This window comes from Pirellulales bacterium (assembly GCA_019636335.1).
Taxonomy (GTDB): Bacteria; Planctomycetota; Planctomycetia; order Pirellulales; family JAEUIK01; genus JAHBXR01.
In genome coordinates this window covers 26,195-42,771 of sequence record JAHBXR010000023.1, presented here as the reverse complement: position 1 = coordinate 42,771, position 16,577 = coordinate 26,195, and the positions used below count along the sequence as shown (strand labels likewise).

The window sequence follows — 16,577 nt, the reverse complement described above, 5'->3', positions numbered from 1 at the left end:
GCCAGCTTATTTGTTCTGCGGTGGGGGCGAAGGACGGCCGCGCGAGAGTCCTTGCGTATAGGCCCGATACTGCTCGGCATAATCGGCCGGCGGCGTCGAGCGGAAAGATTCGCGAAGCTGCTTTTGTTCGAGCGGTTTGTTCTCGTTGCCGTCGAGCACCGTGCCCGAACCGCGCAGTCCCAATTGGCGCAGCGTATCGTCGAAGCGCTTCGCGCCGGCGGGGGACGAGGGATCGCCCGCCTTGTCGCGCAGCTCGTGCCAGCGCTTTACAAAATTCTCGACGTCCTGGCGCGTCCAGCCAAGCCGCTCGAGCAGCTCTTCGTCGAGATCGTTCTTTTTCAATTGATCCTCGAGTCGCTCGAGGACGAGATCCGTCGCCTTGCGGGCCGCGGCGAGATCGACCTCGTCGCCGCCGGGTTCCGGGGTCGAATCGCTCCCCCGCGGTGCGGCTTCGTCGTGGTTGTTCTGGCCGCCACCGCCAAGACCGCCGGCCCCCTGGCCGCCGTCCCCCGCGTCCGGTTTTGCTCCCTGGCTGCCCTGGCCCGGTTGGCCCCCTGCCGAGGAGCCGCCGTTCGATGAACTGCTCGAGCCTGAGCCTTGTTCACCGCCGCTGCCGCCGGCGCCTTGCGACTGGCCTTCGCCCTGGCCACCCGGTTGCTTGTTGCCCGACTGGTCGGACGTGGGGCCTCCTCCCGAGCCTTCGGCGGCGCCCCCCCCTTCATCGGCGGCGGTGTTCTGACCTGCGCCGCCGGTCCCCTTTTGATTCGCTTTTTGTCCCCCCCCTTCCTGACCGCCTCCGGAGCGATCTCCCTCTTCGCCCCCCTGCGAGTCCGATTCGCGCGGACTGGTGGTGGGAGACGAGGCTTCGCTCGATTCCTTGTTCTTCGAGTCAGGGCTCTGCTGCTGCTTTTCCTTCGGGCGGTTCTGCTCCTGTGGCGAGGGGGAACCTTGCTCGTTGCCTTGTGCCTGACCGGCGCCACTCTCTCCCTTGGGATCGTCGGGTTCGCCCCCTTGGGCGTTGTCGTTGACGTTTGCGTCCGAAGGAGGACTCTTGGCCTTGTTGGCGTCTCCCGACTGACCCGATTGCGCGCCCTGGCCCGAACGCTCTCTCGGCTGGTTCTGCTGGGTTTCGGACTGCGGCGAATCCTCTTGGCTTTCGCCAGCCTTGCCCTCCCCTTGGGCCTTGTCAGTCTCTTTGCCAGGGGCCTCGGTGCCGCTGGCGCCTTGCTTGCCGGGCTGTTGGCCGGCTTGTTCTTGCTGTTGGGCATTGCCGCTGGGTTGGGCCTCGCCCGGCCTGTTGGCGTCGTCGGGCTTGGGCTTGCCCCCGGTGCTGCCTGGCTGGTCGTTGGCCCCTTCGTTCTTGTCGGTGCGGCGTTCTTGGCGTCCTTCGCCGGGGGCGTCCTGCTCGCCGCGCACGCGCTCGTCGGGTTGGCCTTCGCCCGGCTTGCCACTGGGCTTGCCCCCTTGGCTGGAATCGCCGGCCTGGCCGGCGTTGGTCCCCGCGTCGCCGCCGCTCTGCCCGCCCCCTTGTTGGTTATCTCCCTGGCCGGTCTGGCCGTCGCTCGACGTGTCGCTTTGAGAGCCCCCGGCCGACGATTGCGCCTGCGACTGTCCGCCTCCCTTTTGCTCGCCACCGGCGCCGTTCGACGGGCTCGAGCCACTCGATTCGCTCGACTGCTCTCCCCCCGACTGCCCACCCTGCGAGTTGCCCCCCTCCTGGCCTTGTTCCCCCTGTTGCTGTTCGCCCGGCTGCTGCGACGGTTCGCTCCCAGGCTTCTGCTGCTCGCCCGATTTTCCTTGTCCCTGATCGCCTTCCGACGACGGGCCATCTTCGCCCTCGGGCTGTTGGTTCGGCTGTTCGTCGCGCGCAGGTTGCTCTTTCTTCTCTTCCTGATGCTTGAGCAGTTCTTTCATGGCGGCGGCCGGATCCCGCTCGGGATCGACGCGCTGCGGTTGCTCTGCGGCCTCCTCGTTGCCGGGCTGTTGCTGCGGATCTTGCCGCTCTTGTTGAGGATCGCGCGAGGCGAGCTGGAACTCTTCCTTCTGCGTCCCCTGACCCGAGTCCGATCCCCCCGACGGTTTTTCGAACTCTTGTTTTTCCTGCTGCGCCTCGGCGAGCTGCTCTTCACGCTGCTGTTGATCGGTGGGAGATGTCACGCGCAGCTTGTAGCGTGTCGACTCGGCATGGCCGGCCCTCGGCAGCTTGATGTCGCGGGCTTCGGCCCAGTATTCGATCACGTCACCAGCGGCAAGCTTGGGTCGGCCCGGTTTTTCAGGCGTCAGTTTCGACAGATCGAGCACGTAGGCGCCGCGATATTCTTTTTCATGGCGCGCGTTGTCTAGTAGTTTGACCTTCAATACAACGTCGTCGCCGCGTCGGGCGTGCAGCAGCACATCGCGCAAGGCGAAGTCGGGATCGGCGGCGCGTACCGCCACGTTTACCACGCCATTGAGCGGCACCTCGAGGTCCGCCTGCTCGGGCAACACCAGTTCGACCGTCGGAAGCTGGTCCGGCACCACGGCGATCGTGTGGCGAATCGGTTGCGGGTTCTCGCGGTCTTCCGTGCTGACGAAGATCAATTGATAACTGCCGTACTGGGCGTTGCCCTTGTCGTCGAGATTCAAATCGAAGGAGACGCTCGTGGCCTGCCCCTTCACGTCGACGCCATGGGGATCGAGCTTGCCGTCGCAATCGAAATCGATGTGCGCGGACTTGATGGGCCGATTGGCGCGGCCGTGGATCGTGACCTTCGTCCCGACCAGGGCCTTGATGTCGCCGACGCGTTCGACGCGGCCGTTTGCAATCGAGGCGTAGGACGGATACTCGTAGTCCACGGCCTCGACCAGGATCGACGGCGCGGTCAGTATCTCGACGTGGTAGCGCTCGGTGGCAAAGTCCCCCGCCGCGACGTAGTAAGTCACCCCCTGTTGCAGGCCGTTCGAGCTCTCGGGCAAGATTGCTTCGTGGCTATACCCGCCGTCGGGCACGTTCATGACGATCGCCCGATCGACGGTCTGGCCGTCGTCGGTCGAGTAGAACAGCGTCACGGGCTCGCCCGAGCGCACGCCGCGGACCCTGGCCGAGACGTTCAGCGTGTCGCCATGGAAGGCCTGCGTGTTGCCGGGTCGGACTTCCTCGATCGTCACGCGCGTGGGGGGACGCAGATCGGCCCAGGGGGCGATCATCCGTGCCAACGAGCGCAACGGGTCTTTGGGCGAGAGCAGGACGTAGAGTGCAAACACCGCCACGACGACCAGCAAGGCATAAGACCATCGCACGAGACGCGTGCGGTCGACCACCGTATCGACCGGCACGTGGGTCAGATCGCTGGCGGCACGCTGCTCGATCGCCTGATAGACGGCCGGGGCCAACTCGCGCCGGCTGCCGCGCAAGAGCAGGAAATTCACCAGGCTGTTCTTCAGCGTCGGCTGATGCTGTTCGATCGTGTGGGCGGCATAGATCGGGTTTACCCGTCGCGCGATGAGCGGCGCGACGTAAAGCGCCAGGTAGGACCCCACGCCGATGATGAACAGGGCGAGTGCGGACAACCGTCCCCAGAGTCCCAGCCCCTGCGAGAGGATCCAGTGGTCGACGAACGCGACGACCAGCAGGTAGACGAGCGCGCCGACCAGCAGTCGCAGGATGGCGCCGGCGATCTCGACCCCCTTCACCTGGCCGCGCGTCTTGCGAATCTGCGCGGCGATGAATTGTTCGTACTCGACGTACCGACCCTGGTTGGGCTTCTCCGGCTCACCGCCGGGGCGCGAGGTCACGTTGGGTTCGATCGTCGAGGCCATAGCCCTTCCGCCGGCGGGTGAGGCGCGGTCGCGTGCAGGGATGAATCTGTTCCAGGGCCGGCGGGGGTCAATTTGACCCGCCCGGCACTCAGCCACTCTATTATAGACGTTGCCGCGGCGAACCCTATCATGGCGGGCACCGATTTTCCGGTTGAAACGAACGCCGCAACCGCCGCCGGCACGGTCAGTTAGGTACGAGCCTCCTTTCCGCACCCCAGTTCTCCAGCGATCCCGAGCCATCCCGATGACAGCCACCGCCACGCGGACCCCCGTCGATGTCGTGTACCTCAATCCCGCGGACAACACCTGCGTTGCCGCGCGACACTTGGACGAGGGGGCCGAAATCGTGGCCGGCCCGTATCGCGTGCGGCTCGCGCAGCGGATCGGTTTGGGGCACAAGCTGGCCCTGCGGCCAATTGCCGTCGGCGAACCTGTTTTCAAATATGGCCAAACGATCGGCTTCGCCACGCAGCCGATCACGCCCGGCGACTGGGTCCACGTCCACAACATGACGGCCGGCGAATTCGAGCGGGTTTACGAATACTCGACCGACGTGCCCGCGCCGCCGGCTCCGATCGTCGGCCGCACGTTCGACGGATTCCGCCGCCGCGATGGCCGCGCCGGCACGCGCAATTACCTGGCCGTGATCTCCTCGGTGAATTGCTCCGCCTCGGTCAGCAAGTACATCGCGCGCCGCTTCGACAAGGAGACCCTCGCCCGCGAGTTCCCCAATGTCGACGGAATTCTGCCGATCACGCACGGCGGTGGCTGTGGGCTGCAGTATGGCGGCGACGATCACCGCCAGCTCGAACGCGTGCTCTCGGGCTTCGCCCGCCATCCGAACGTCGGCGGCTACCTGCTCATCGGCCTGGGCTGCGAAACCGGCACCATCTCGCACTTGATCGAGAACGGCGGGCTGGTGCAACTGGGCGAGTCCCCCTCGCGCGCGAAAATCACCGCGCTCAGCATGCAAGATTTGGGCGGCACAGTAAAAACGGTCGAGGCGGGCGTGGCCGCCGTGCGCGAATTATTGCCGCAGGTGAACGATGTGCGCCGCGAGCCGATCCCGGCGAGCGAGCTGGTGCTGGGGCTCGAGTGTGGCGGCTCGGATGGTAACTCGGGCGTGACCGCCAATCCCGCGCTCGGCGTGGCCAGTGACATGCTCGTGGCGGCCGGCGGAACCTCGGTGCTTTCCGAAACGTCGGAGATCTACGGCGCCGAGCATCTCTTGACGCGCCGCGCGGTCAGTCGCGCGGTGGGAGAGAAGCTGATCGAACGCATCCGCTGGTGGGAGGAGTACACGGGCAAGTTCGGCGTGAAGATCGACAACAACCCTTCGCCCGGCAACAAGGCCGGCGGTCTGACGACGATCTACGAAAAATCGCTCGGCGCCGTGGCGAAGGGAGGCAGTGCGGCGCTCACGGGCGTGTTCGACTACGCCGCGCCGATCACCACGCGCGGCTTCGTCATCATGGACAGCCCCGGCTACGACCCGGCGAGCGTGACGGGGCTAGTGGCCAGCGGCTGCAATGTGATCGTCTTCACCACCGGCCGCGGAAGTTGCTTCGGCTGCAAGCCGACTCCGTCGATCAAGCTGGCCACAAACACGCCGATGTACGAGCGGATGATCGACGACATGGATCTCAACGCCGGCACCGTACTGACGGGCACAACGCTCGAAGAGTGCGGCCGCGAGATCTTCGAGTTCATCCTCGAAGTCGCCAGTGGCAAGCAAACGAAAAGCGAAATCCACGGCATCGGCGAAGAAGAGATCGTCCCCTGGAGCATCGGCCCGACGTTGTAGGCGCTGCGAATGGCGTTGAGCGACAATCGCATACTACTGGTGGCGCGATCCTACAATCGCGAAAACCAAATAGCGAAAGTTGTCTCCCACACTGCCGTCTTGCGCCGGTGTCGTGTCGCTCGGTAACAATGCTGGCCCAGGCCCCCTAGGCCGACCGCTAGCAGCGTCCCCACGGGTCCTTCTAAAGAGACTTCTGTTTTTTAGAAATACCTCCCTTGCGTTTCTATTTTATAGACATAGAATAGGACTGTAGCCGATCAACCAAGGGGCGGGGCGAATGCGAGTCATCTCGAAAGCGATCCTGCGGGAGTTTGGAGCACCGTCGAGGGGCGCGAGTCCAAGGACGCGCTGCTGGCCTGGTACAAGACAGCGGACAAGGCCGATTGGCAAAACTTCTCCGACGTGCGCGTGACCTTTGGCAGCGCCGACCTGGTGGGCGACTGCATCGTCTTCAATATCCGCGGCAACAAGTTTCGCCTGGTCGTCAAGATCGACTACCGGACGCACCGCGTGTTCGTGGGGGACGTGATGACCCATCGCGAATACGACAAGGGGCTGTGGAAAAAGGACTGTAACTGCTTCGCCGCGCCGCGGCCTGCCCGACAGCCCACTAGCGAGAAACAACCACCGTAGACCGACGCTCAAAGCCATCGCCACAATTTTATCGATAAGAATGCCACCCCATGAGAAACTCGATCAAGAACAACCCGGCTGCCCTGGACACCTACCTGGCGCTGTGTCGCGAATTTCCTCTCGCGTCGATCCGCAACGATCGCCACCTGTCGTCTGCCTCGAAGGTGCTGAACGGACTGCTTGCTCGGCCGAAACTCGACGCTGGTTCGCGTGAATATCTGGACGCGCTCAGTGACCTGATCGAGCTGTACGAAGATGAGCACGTCAAGTTCGAAGAGCCCAGCGATGCCGAAATGCTCAGGTTCCTGATGGAATCCAAGGGGGTCAACCAGGGCGGATTGGTCAGCGACACAGGCATTGGACGCTCGACCATTTCTGAGGTTCTCGCGGGCAAGCGCCCCCTGACGCGAAAGAACGTCGCGATCCTGTCGAAGTATTTCGGCGTCGGGCAGGGCACGTTTTCGCTTTCGCTCGACGACTAATACCAGGAGGGAAGCATGTCGGACCAGCACTCGAATTCCGGTGTCACGCTCCTCGGGTGTCTTGCGCTCACCCTCTTCATCCTGGTTTCGCCAATACTGGTCTTGTTGGCCGTGCTGTCGTTTTGGGCCGCCTTTGCCCTTTAGCCTGTGCAGAGAGAGCCTCTCGAATTTCCGATTCGGTACGGATGAAGTCTTAGGTCCGCTCCGGAAAATCGTCAGTGCTACTCCGCTCCTCCCGCTGAGTTCTGTGGTGGTTCGATGAGTTGTTTGAGGCCGCGTTGCATCGGAATACAATGCCGGAATGAGCAGTGAACCGAAGCCAAGATTCCCCTTGAACGCGCCGGGCGACTTTTACGTCGAGGATGGCCACTGTATTGCCTGCATGGCCCCCGAGTATGAAGCGCGCGGACTCATGTCCCACCATGATGCCGCAGATGGTGGGTATCACTGCTATTTCAAGCGCCAGCCTGAGACAACAGAGGAGCTAGATCGCGCCATTCGTGCGGTAGAAGTTGGCTGCTGTGGTGCCGTTCGCTACGGCGGCCATGACCCGCGCATCATCGAGCGACTCAGCAGGGGCAAATGGCCCAGCGATAAATGTGATCATCCGCAGTTCCCGGAATAGTCTCCGCTCGAGCCGGGTAGCAGACGATTTTGCGCGAGGGCTCGCATTAAAGTGATTAGCGGGGATTAGTGTCGATTAGTGTTCTTTCGCAACTGGTGGCCCTGGCGGCCGCAGCAAAGAACACTAATTTGCACGAATCAAAAAAAGCTTGATTAACGACCACGACGGCACCAACGGCACAACGAGCTGTTTTGGTTGAAAAACACCACAGTCACCATGATCGCTACAGTCCTATTCGCGCTATTTGGATTCGGGCTAGCCGAGCTGTTGTCCCTGATTCTGATCGCAGGCACCGTAACGTATTTTGTCAGGCAGTGGACGTCTGAAAAGAATCGTGTCGGTGGTGAGACCACGCGTAGCGACGTCGGCCTACTCGATGCAATTACGCCGCAGAGAATCCGCTGGGCGCTAGAAATCATTGCATTCTTGATGGCCCTCAACTTGTTTCGTGGAATCTACCGGAATTTTGCCAAGGGACAGATCTCTTATCCGACATTCGCGGTGCTCTTGTCAGCGCTAATCATCCTGATGGCTGGGAGAGGTTGGTACCTTTGGCGGCGACGAAAACAGGGACCGCGAGAAAGCTAGTACAAGTGGCGACACGGACGAATTTCCGACTCGGGGCCGATGGGGTCGCATGTCGGCTCCGGAAAAACGTCCGTGCCACCCGGCTATGCCCTGGCTATGCCCCTGCTGGGCTGTTGCCGCCTCATTGACCCCGGCCCCGGCCCTCTGTTAGTTTGGGCGGCTTATCAATATTGGCTGGCTTTCTGGCTGGGGTGGCAGGCGCCCGGCGACGAGGTACGAACATGGCTCACGAAGTTACGCTGATTACGGGGGACGGGACCGGTCCGGAGTTGGCCGCGGCGACCCGCCGCACGATCGACGCCACCGGCGTCAAAATCAATTGGGACGTCCAAGAGGCGGGCGTCGATGTCATGGAGCGGCTCGGCACGCCGCTGCCCGACAGCGTCATGGAGAGCGTCCAGCGGACCAAGTGCGCCTTGAAGGCCCCCATCACCACGCCGGTCGGCACGGGCTTCCGCAGCATCAACGTCCACCTGCGCCACGCCTTGGGACTCTATGCCTGCGTCCGCCCCTGCAAGATTTATCAGGGGGTGCGGACCTACTACGCCGACGTGCCACTCGACTTGGTGATCGTCCGCGAGAACACCGAGGACCTGTACGCGGGCGTCGAGTTCGAACGTGGCAAGCCCGCCACCGGCGACGCCATCGAGTTCATCAACCAGCATTGCGAAAAGAAGATCAAGACCGGCGCCGGCGAGACCGGCATCTCGATCAAGTCGATCAGCGTCTCGGCCACCGAGCGGATCGTGAAGTACGCCTTCGATTACGCCCGGGCCAACCAGCGCAAGAAAGTCACCGCGGTCCACAAGGCGAACATCCTCAAGTTCAGCGATGGCCTGTTTCTCGAAGTTGCCCGTAACGTGGCCAAGGGGTATTCGGACATCGAGTTCGAGGATCGCATCGTCGACAACATGTGCATGCAGTTGGTGCAGAAGCCCGAGCTGTACGACGTGCTCGTGCTGCCGAACTTGTACGGCGATGTGCTGAGCGACCTGGCGGCCGGTCTGGTGGGGGGCTTGGGCGTGGCGCCGGGAGCGAACATCGGTCCCGACGGCGCGGTCTTCGAGGCCACGCACGGCAGTGCCCCGAAGTACAAGGGTCAGGACAAGGTCAACCCGACCGCGCTGATTCTCTCGGGCGTGCTCATGCTGCGTCACTTGGGCGAAACGAGCGCGGCCGATCGACTGGAAAAGGCGGTCGCCACGGTCATCGCCGAAGGCAAGGACGTCACCTACGACCTGAAGGCCGACCGCAACGATCCGACCGCCGTCGGCACGCGCCGCATGGCCGAGGCGATCTGCGAAAAGGTCGCCCAGGGTTAGTGAGATCCCGGGGCTCGCGCTCCGGGCTATTCACTTGCGCCACTTTGTGGCTACGGATGGCTACCTCGCATGAACGCCTCCGACTTCTATGAGTTGGCGAGCGGGCGGCGTCGCGGCGTCGGTGCATCTCTCACGCGGGCGGCCCTGCGCGTGGCCGAAACACCCTACGCCCTGGCCATGTCGTGGCGCAATCGACGCTACGACCGCGGTCGTGCCGAGATGCACCGCCTCAGCGTGCCGGTGGTTTCCGTGGGCAATATCACCATGGGAGGCACCGGCAAGACGCCGATGGTGGCCTGGCTCGCGCGCTGGTATCGCCGCGACTTTATCCGCGTGGCACTGGTGAGCCGAGGCTATGGAGCGACGATCTCGCGCAACGACGAGGCGCTCGAGCTCGAGCAGCTTCTGCCCGACGTACCCCACGTGCAAAACGCCGACCGCGTGGCCGCCTCGCGCATGGCCATCGAAGAGTTCGAGACACAGTTGATCCTGCTCGACGATGGTTTTCAGCATCGCCGGCTGGCACGCGATCTCGACATCGTGTTGCTCGACGCGCTCGAGCCGTTCGGCTTTCGCCACGTCTTTCCGCGCGGCATACTGCGCGAGCCGCTGTCCGGCCTGCGCCGCGCGGGCGTGCTGGCCCTGTCGCGGGCCGATCTCGTCGACGCTGAACGCCGGCGCGCGATCAAGGCCGAAGCTCGCCGGCACGCGCCCGATGCGCTGTGGATCGAATGCCGGCACGCGCCCGGGGGATTTCGCTCGGCCGTGGGACGCGAGGCGTCGCTCGACAGCCTGCGCGGCAAACGGGTAGGCGCGTTTTGCGGGCTGGGGAATCCTGCCGGCTTCCGCCGCACGCTGGAGCTGGCGGGCATGGAAATCGCCGCCTGGCGCGAGTTTCCCGATCACCATAACTACACGCGCGACGATGTCGAGTCGTTGCGCCGTTGGACGGCGAGCGAACAGATCGAGGCGGTGCTGTGTACGCACAAGGATCTGGTCAAGATCGAGCTCGATCAACTCGGCGCGGCGCCGCTGTGGGCGCTCTCGATCGGGCTCGAAATCACCGAGGGGCTGCCGGAGCTCGAGACGCGCCTGGCGAAGCTGCGGCCGGCGCCGGAAGACGATTGACCACCTCGCGCCACAGCGTGGGAATCGTCTGCTTGTGATCGCCCGAGAAGTAGTAGCTGCGTCCCCCATCGGCTACCGTGCGGACGAGGATCGTCTTCCAGGGGCGATAGTAATACTGCGGATGGTCTTTGGTCGGGGGCCCTGCGCGGTAATTGTCGGGCAGTTCGACCAGGTCGAACACGGCGGTCACGAAATGGCGAATCTGCTCGTTGCGCTGCCGCGCCACGTTGCGCGCCATCGAGAGGGCCTTGAGGTAGACCTCCGGTCCGGTGACGGCCGAGCCGATGTTCAGGAACACGCCCCCTTCGAGATCCAGCACCGCCCGGGCGAAGATCAAGAAATCGGTGTACGAGGTGGCCCCCAGGGCCGAGCCGCTGCAATTGTGGTGGGCGTGAATGATGTCGCTGCCGACGCCGACGTGCGAGGTGATCGGCACGCCGGCCCGCCAGCCGGCGGCCGCGATGCTCAATTCGCGATTGGGAAACTGTTCTTCCTCGATGGTGCGGCCCACGGCCTCGCCGAGCCCTTCGCCACGCGAGGCTCCTTGGGCGATGATCTCGTTGAGCCGCCCCGTCTCGCGCCACAAGCCGAACTGGCCTTGTTGGATCCAGCGTGCGACGTCCTCGCTGGTGCCCCCGGCCAGGGCCAACTCGTAGTCGTGGATGATGCCCGCCCCATTCGTGGCCAGCAGGGTAATCATGCCCCGCTCGATGAGGTCGACCAGATAGCGCGAGAGCCCCAGCTTGATGGGATGCCCGCCAATCATGACGATCACTGGGCGCCCCGCCTGCCGCGCGGCGACGATGGCTTCCACGATGTCGATCAGCTCGGGGTGGGGATAGGGCTCGAACGGTGCCTCGAGCCGCAGGCAGCCGTCGAGCGTGAGATCGCTGCCACGCTCCTGGAGGGCATCGAGCGCGATCTGGGATCGATCGAAAAGGGGGTAGCGGCTCACGCGCGAATACTCAGGCTGGAACGAGCGGCACCGTCGACGAAAACGGCGGCTATTCTAGCCTGATCGTGGGGAGCGTGTCTTGAGCGATTACCCCGGCCGGGGGTTCGAGCCCGCGCGCTAGCGCAGGGCCCACATCGGAACGCGGCCTTCGTTCACGGCGGCGTCGAGCACGTCGACTTCCTCGCGGGTGCAGCGCTCGGGAGCGGCCAGCGCCTCGAGCAGCGATTCGATGCTGCCGGTCGGCTCGGGCACCATCACCAGTACCCTGGTGCCATTCGGCAGATCGACATCATCGGGAAGTTGCACGGTGCTGCCCCGTACGATTCCCTGATACGCGTACATGACAGTTCTCCAAACAAGCGCCCTACCGCCCGCTGCTGCGCGCCAAGGGCAGCAAGTCGGGAAAGACCGCTTCGAGCTGGTGCAGCTCGAGGATCTCTCGCAGGCGGTCTTCGCGCTCCTCCATGTCGACCTGCTTCGTCTCGAAGATGGTCAACAGCAGCGAGATCGCCTCGCGGATCTGTGCGGTGCTGGGGGGCGCATCGCCCAGTTCTTCCATCATACGCCGGATCCGCCGGGCTGGTTCTATTACACCTTTGTTATATTCGGCGTCGTCGAAGTTCTTGTTCGGCGTGCAGGCCACGGCCTTCATCACCGATCCTAGAACGCTTGGTACGTAGTCGGCCACGTTATTTTCTCCGCGAATGCGGGCCCGATCGGCCCCGATGGGCTCCCTTTTGGCAGGTGCCATAATTATAGTCCACGCAGGGGGAAAGGTCGCCTGCCAGCACGTCTGGGAATGTCCTTCGCCGGCCGGCCAGGTGTCGGCCTACATGATCTTTTCGACTCGTACCGGCCGATCCGGCAGCAACGAACCCTGGTCGAAGCACTGGGCCGACATGAGCAGCCCGCCTTCGGTCTCCGCCGCCGGCCCCAGCCGGGCGTGAGCGGAACGCAGGCCCCCCAGCCACCAGCGTGGATCGCTGACGAAGACGAGATCGCCCGGCTCGGCCTGCAATTGCTCCATCGCGGCGGCCGGCAGCCGCACCTGGGCCTCCTGCCCCTCGACCACGCGCAGGGGGAACACCGCCGAGCGTCCCACGCCCCGCGTACTGGGCTGGCCCCCCTTGAAGCGTGCCCGCGCCGTGTCGAGCGTGTTGATGTCGAGTCCCTCGCGATCCTGCGTGTCGCGCGGCCCCACCCGCCAGTCGATCCAGGAGATCACCGCCGCGATGACGCCGCAGACGACCAGGCCATAGAGCGCCCGCATGTAGGGGTAGTCGCCATAGCGGTCGGGCTCGGTGCCGTGGGCGAAGGGGGCCACCAGTTGCGGCCAGACGAGCGAAACGAGCATCGCCGCCGAGCCCACCACCAGTGTCCAAAAAGCTGAACGCGCGGAGAACCGCCGCCAGGTGATGCCCAGGCAGACGACCACGACCAACGGGGGCGAGATCAACGAGGTGAAAAGAGACAGCGCCTGGTAGATCGTCTCGGAACGCATGAAGACCGGGATCAGTCCCACACCCGAGGCCGTCACCACGATCGAGGTGAACCGAGCCGCGCGCAGGTAGTATGCGTCGTCGCGACCGGGCCGCCACGGCTTGAAGACATCGTTGATGCAGATCGACGTGGCCGCCGTGATCAGCGTATCGAGCGTGCTCAACAGGGCGGCGATCACCGCCGCAATTACCAGGCCGAAGACGCCAGGCTGGCAGACCGTGCGAGCCACGATGGCGAAGATGTTTCGCGCCGTGCTTTCGTACTTGGCCACCTCGGCTGGGTCGCTCGACGTCTCCCAAGCGGCAACGTGCTCGAGCGGAGGAATCTCGTGCGTGGCCATCGCCCGGCCCACCCAACCTGCGCCGGTAACCGCCACGGCTGCAATGGGCATTAACACCATCACCGTGAAGAGCATGGCGCGGCGCCCCTCGCGCACCGAGCGGGCCGAGAGAAACCGCATCAGCACGCCTTGGTTGATCATGTAGAAGGCAAACGTGCCGACGATGGCATCGCCCCAGAAATCTCCCACGGCGTTGTAGCCGGTGGGTTGGTTGAACTGCGCGAAGGGGAGGCGATGTTCGAGCGGCAGGCCATCCCAGAGCTTTTCGAACCCGCCGATGTAGTGTACGCCCAGGAATAACACCAAGACGCCTGCCGCCAGCAGCCAGAACCCCTGCAGCAGGTCGACCATCATGGCCGAGGTCTGCCCGCCGGCGTGGATGTAGACCGCCACGACGACCGCCGTCACGGCGGCCGAGAGGAGAATGTTCCAACCGAACATGTCCTCGAGCAAGGTGCCGATCGACAGCAAATTGATGCCGATGTAGGCCTCGAGATAGATGAGCAGCAGGATCAGCACGGCGGTGCGCGTGCGCCGGTCGAAACGGCGTTCGAAATACTCGGGAACCGACTGTACCCGGCTGTAGTAGATGATCGGCAGCCAGCCCGCCAGGAAGAGCGGCAGGACGAACCACTCGTTCATGTAGGGGTAGAGCAGGCACAGGCCATAGCGAAAGCCCGATTCGGAGTAGATCACAAAGCTGTACGCACCAACGAGGGTCGCCACGCAAGAGACCGCCACCAGCCACCAACTGAATCGCTGACCGGCGAGAAAGAAATCGTGTGTGGTCTTGGTAAACCGCCCGACGAGAAAGCCGATCGCCACGACCGCCACAAAGTAGGTTAAGAGGACAATAAGGTCGAGCGGGTGGAGCGTGGCGTGAGCGTTCATGCGTGGATGCTGTCGGTGATTCTGCTCGAAGCGGTGAGATCGATGGGCAATTTGCCCCCTCGCTTCTGTCGCACGTGCGGACTGGCGAGGGGCAGTGTCTTACGTGCTGACCAGCGAGATCCACAGGGCGTGGCCGGCGATGAAAAGGGCCAGCCCGCCGACCATGGCCACGAGCAGTCGGCGATCTTCCCGTTCGGCCGGCCGCAAGGCGCCCGCGGCGATCAGCACGATCAGGCTCAGCACGAAGACCGCGCCGCCGACGCCGTAGTGGTAGAAGAAGGGGAGCCAGATATCCATACGTGTTCCCTTGCGGTGTCGGGCGCTCGTCGTCCGGAGATCAGGCGGGCACCTTGCTCGCCTGGCGATACGAATCGTCGAGCATTTGCTGCACGCGGCGTTCGAGCTGGTGGACCAGCGCCCGGGCCGAATCGCGCTTGCCCGGCTCGCGGACGAGGATCGGTTCGCCGAAGCGGATCTCGGCGCGGCGGCGCCCCCGGATGCTCGCCGAGGCGGCCCCCAGAAAATCTTCCTCGAACTTGTCGATCGTCTCCGCCATGCGTTCGATGGTCGGACGCTCGGCGACATAATCGCCGGGATAGCTGAACAACTGCACGACGAAGAACAGGTCGTCGAGCTCGCGGGCGACTTCGAGATCGACGGGGTCGTCCGACGAGAGTCTTCGTCGCCGTTCGATCGCCAGTCGGCGGAGCGTCTTGACCCGCTCGGGAATCGTCTCGTCTTCGACCCGCACCTCGTAATGTGCTTCGATCCGGCGGAGGATTTCCTTGGCCAGTTGGTCGATGCGCTCGGACAGCGTCCCGGTCGCATTGCGTCCGAGATACTCGAGCTCTTTCAATTCGAGGATGCCTTCGGCGAAGCGGTAGATGCGCTGCTCGAGCGAGAGATCCGTCCGGGGCCTCCAATAGAGACGCTGTTCGAGCTGATCCATCACGCGTTTAAGCTCGGGGGTCGGGTCTTGCGTGTATTCGTAGCGCAACGAAGTGGGAAAGCACGCCACGGGACGTCCGCTCCGTTTGACGGCCGAAAGTGCCAGCGCGCCCACGCCATCGCGAAACGGCGTGACGCGCTCGTTCAGGTGATAGACGTCTCCCTCGGGAAAGATCACCATCGGGTTCGACGTGTCACTGAGCACCTGCAGCGTCTGGCGCATGGCGGCCATGTCGTTGCCTTCGCGGTCGACGCTGAAGCAGCCGTGCTGGCGATAGATCAGCCGTTCGAGCGGTTTGGCCATCTCGAACACCTGCCAGGCCGTCATCACATAACAGGGCTGGCGCAGGCGGATGAGCGCCTCCCAGAGCAGATAGCAATCGCCGTGGCCGGGATGATTCGGCGTGATGAGGATGCCATGTCCGGCGTCGATCGCCTGGCGGACATGATCGAGCCCCTGCACGTCGATCTCGGTGATGCGGTAATCGTGGATCTGCTGGCGCCGGCGCAACGGTCGCCACACGCTCATCCAGAAGCGGCTCGGCTTCGGCGACCACCATCGGGGCGGCTTGGCAAAGGGCTGGCGATTCATGGCGTGAAGTTGCTGCGAAGGTCGTTCTCGGGCGCGCACGTCGAGCGGCGCCCCATGCTCTGGTACCAGTAGTCCGTTGCCGTGGCGAACCGGCAGGTCACACGGTCATGGCGATTGCACGGCAGGATGAAAGGCTCGATGCGCGGGCCTCGTATCACGCGCGGCCGACAAGAAAAAACTATCGCTGCGAGCAAGCCTTTGCAAGCTATCGCCTTACGGCGCGGGCGCCGATCGTCGAGCCAGACGTGCCGGCGTTGGCGTGCCAGCACGCGGCAAGGTAGACTCGCATCGTAGTGGCCCACTTCTCTTCCCGTGACGAAACAGCCGGCGCCGTCGGCCTGCGCGGACCATCCATGAGCGATTCCAGTCTTCTCGACGTCGGCGGAATGCTCGAACGTGCCCGCGGCGGCGTGCAGTTGGATCGCGATCGCCTGTTTGCCGCCTCGCGGTCGTACCTGGGACTGATCGCCCGGACTCAGATCGAGACTCACTTGCAGGCCAAGGTCGACGCGTCGGATTTGGTGCAGCAGACGCTCCTGGAGGCGCATCGCGACTTCGAACGCTTCCACGGGGCCACTGAAGGAGAGTGGTTGGCCTGGCTGCGGCGGATCCTGGCACACAATACCGCCGATTTCGTACGCCGCTATCGAGGCACCGCCAAGCGTGCCACGCAGCGCGAGGTGGCCGTGCCGGCGAAGCGCGCCGATCAGTCGACTTTCTTCGCCTTCGGCGAGCCGGCCGATTCGATCGAAACGCCCAGTCAGCAGATCGCCCGCCGCGACGATCAACTGGCGATCTCCGCGGCGCTCGAGACCCTCTCGCCCGATCATCGCGAGGTGATCGTGTTGCGCAATCTCGAACGACTCAGCTTCGAGGAAGTTGCCGAGCGCATGGGCCGCACGCGACCTGCCGTGCAGATGCTGTGGATGCGGGCCATCAAGAAGCTGCAAGAGAAGATGGCCTGACACGAG

At 64.0% G+C, this 16,577-nt stretch carries 14 protein-coding genes; 7 read left to right on the top strand and 7 right to left on the bottom strand.

All coding sequences use genetic code 11. The annotated features are described in order from the left end of the window. Positions 1-6: 6 nt before the first annotated feature. Positions 7-3,798 carry a hypothetical protein gene (locus KF708_19715; protein MBX3414922.1) on the bottom strand — a complete coding sequence of 1,264 codons (3,792 nt, stop codon included), beginning with the start codon at positions 3,796-3,798 and terminating at the stop codon, positions 7-9. Between the two features lie 244 nt (positions 3,799-4,042). Between KF708_19715 and KF708_19710 the strand changes: the two genes are divergently transcribed. From KF708_19710 to lpxK, 6 genes are all read left to right on the top strand, one after another. Next, positions 4,043-5,602, top strand: a complete 1,560-nt coding sequence (locus tag KF708_19710) for an altronate dehydratase (GenBank protein ID MBX3414921.1) — start codon at positions 4,043-4,045, stop codon at positions 5,600-5,602. Positions 5,603-5,950: 348 nt separating this feature from the next. Beyond that, entirely contained in the window at positions 5,951-6,235 is a 285-nt protein-coding gene (locus KF708_19705; GenBank protein MBX3414920.1) for a type II toxin-antitoxin system HigB family toxin, read from the top strand. Between the two features lie 50 nt (positions 6,236-6,285). Then, the gene (locus KF708_19700) at positions 6,286-6,717 is read left to right on the top strand and encodes a hypothetical protein (GenBank protein ID MBX3414919.1); all 432 of its coding nucleotides are present in this window, start codon (positions 6,286-6,288) and stop codon (positions 6,715-6,717) included. Positions 6,718-7,537: 820 nt separating this feature from the next. Further along, the gene (locus KF708_19695; GenBank protein ID MBX3414918.1) at positions 7,538-7,930 is read left to right on the top strand and encodes a hypothetical protein; all 393 of its coding nucleotides are present in this window, start codon (positions 7,538-7,540) and stop codon (positions 7,928-7,930) included. A 221-nt stretch (positions 7,931-8,151) separates the two neighbouring features. Then, entirely contained in the window at positions 8,152-9,252 is a 1,101-nt protein-coding gene (locus KF708_19690; GenBank protein ID MBX3414917.1) for an isocitrate/isopropylmalate dehydrogenase family protein, read from the top strand. Positions 9,253-9,321: 69 nt separating this feature from the next. Beyond that, complete coding sequence (lpxK, locus tag KF708_19685) at positions 9,322-10,380, top strand: tetraacyldisaccharide 4'-kinase (protein ID MBX3414916.1); 1,059 nt, start codon at positions 9,322-9,324, stop codon at positions 10,378-10,380. On the opposite strand, the gene KF708_19680 is transcribed toward lpxK, so the two are convergent. The 6 genes from KF708_19680 to KF708_19655 all read right to left on the bottom strand — a co-directional run bounded on the left by KF708_19680 (position 10,313) and on the right by KF708_19655 (position 15,606). Continuing rightward, entirely contained in the window at positions 10,313-11,335 is a 1,023-nt protein-coding gene (locus tag KF708_19680; protein MBX3414915.1) for a hypothetical protein, read from the bottom strand. The genes lpxK and KF708_19680 overlap by 68 nt on opposite strands. A gap of 117 nt (positions 11,336-11,452) precedes the next feature. Continuing rightward, positions 11,453-11,677, bottom strand: a complete 225-nt coding sequence (locus KF708_19675; protein ID MBX3414914.1) for a hypothetical protein — start codon at positions 11,675-11,677, stop codon at positions 11,453-11,455. Positions 11,678-11,699: 22 nt separating this feature from the next. Further along, on the bottom strand, positions 11,700-12,023 hold the full coding sequence (locus KF708_19670) for a hypothetical protein (GenBank protein MBX3414913.1): 324 nt from the start codon (positions 12,021-12,023) through the stop codon (positions 11,700-11,702). Positions 12,024-12,164: 141 nt separating this feature from the next. Next, positions 12,165-14,066, bottom strand: coding sequence for a sodium/solute symporter (locus KF708_19665; protein ID MBX3414912.1), 1,902 nt, complete (start codon positions 14,064-14,066; stop codon positions 12,165-12,167). Positions 14,067-14,165: 99 nt separating this feature from the next. Further along, entirely contained in the window at positions 14,166-14,363 is a 198-nt protein-coding gene (locus KF708_19660) for a hypothetical protein (protein ID MBX3414911.1), read from the bottom strand. A gap of 40 nt (positions 14,364-14,403) precedes the next feature. Further along, the gene (locus tag KF708_19655) at positions 14,404-15,606 is read right to left on the bottom strand and encodes a 1-acyl-sn-glycerol-3-phosphate acyltransferase (protein MBX3414910.1); all 1,203 of its coding nucleotides are present in this window, start codon (positions 15,604-15,606) and stop codon (positions 14,404-14,406) included. Between the two features lie 353 nt (positions 15,607-15,959). Between KF708_19655 and KF708_19650 the strand changes: the two genes are divergently transcribed. Further along, on the top strand, positions 15,960-16,571 hold the full coding sequence (locus KF708_19650; GenBank protein MBX3414909.1) for a sigma-70 family RNA polymerase sigma factor: 612 nt from the start codon (positions 15,960-15,962) through the stop codon (positions 16,569-16,571). Positions 16,572-16,577: the final 6 nt, after the last annotated feature.

Bases quoted from the DNA above. Each gene is read 5' to 3' on its own strand.
- KF708_19715 (MBX3414922.1), bottom strand. From the start codon at position 3,798: ATGGCCTCGACGATCGAACCCAACGTGACCTCGCGCCCCGGCGGTGAG.
- KF708_19710 (MBX3414921.1), top strand. From the start codon at position 4,043: ATGACAGCCACCGCCACGCGGACCCCCGTCGATGTCGTGTACCTCAAT.
- KF708_19700 (MBX3414919.1), top strand. From the start codon at position 6,286: ATGAGAAACTCGATCAAGAACAACCCGGCTGCCCTGGACACCTACCTG.
- KF708_19690 (MBX3414917.1), top strand. From the start codon at position 8,152: ATGGCTCACGAAGTTACGCTGATTACGGGGGACGGGACCGGTCCGGAG.
- lpxK (MBX3414916.1), top strand. From the start codon at position 9,322: ATGAACGCCTCCGACTTCTATGAGTTGGCGAGCGGGCGGCGTCGCGGC.
- KF708_19675 (MBX3414914.1), bottom strand. From the start codon at position 11,677: ATGTACGCGTATCAGGGAATCGTACGGGGCAGCACCGTGCAACTTCCC.
- KF708_19665 (MBX3414912.1), bottom strand. From the start codon at position 14,066: ATGAACGCTCACGCCACGCTCCACCCGCTCGACCTTATTGTCCTCTTA.
- KF708_19660 (MBX3414911.1), bottom strand. From the start codon at position 14,363: ATGGATATCTGGCTCCCCTTCTTCTACCACTACGGCGTCGGCGGCGCG.
- KF708_19655 (MBX3414910.1), bottom strand. From the start codon at position 15,606: ATGAATCGCCAGCCCTTTGCCAAGCCGCCCCGATGGTGGTCGCCGAAG.
- KF708_19650 (MBX3414909.1), top strand. From the start codon at position 15,960: ATGAGCGATTCCAGTCTTCTCGACGTCGGCGGAATGCTCGAACGTGCC.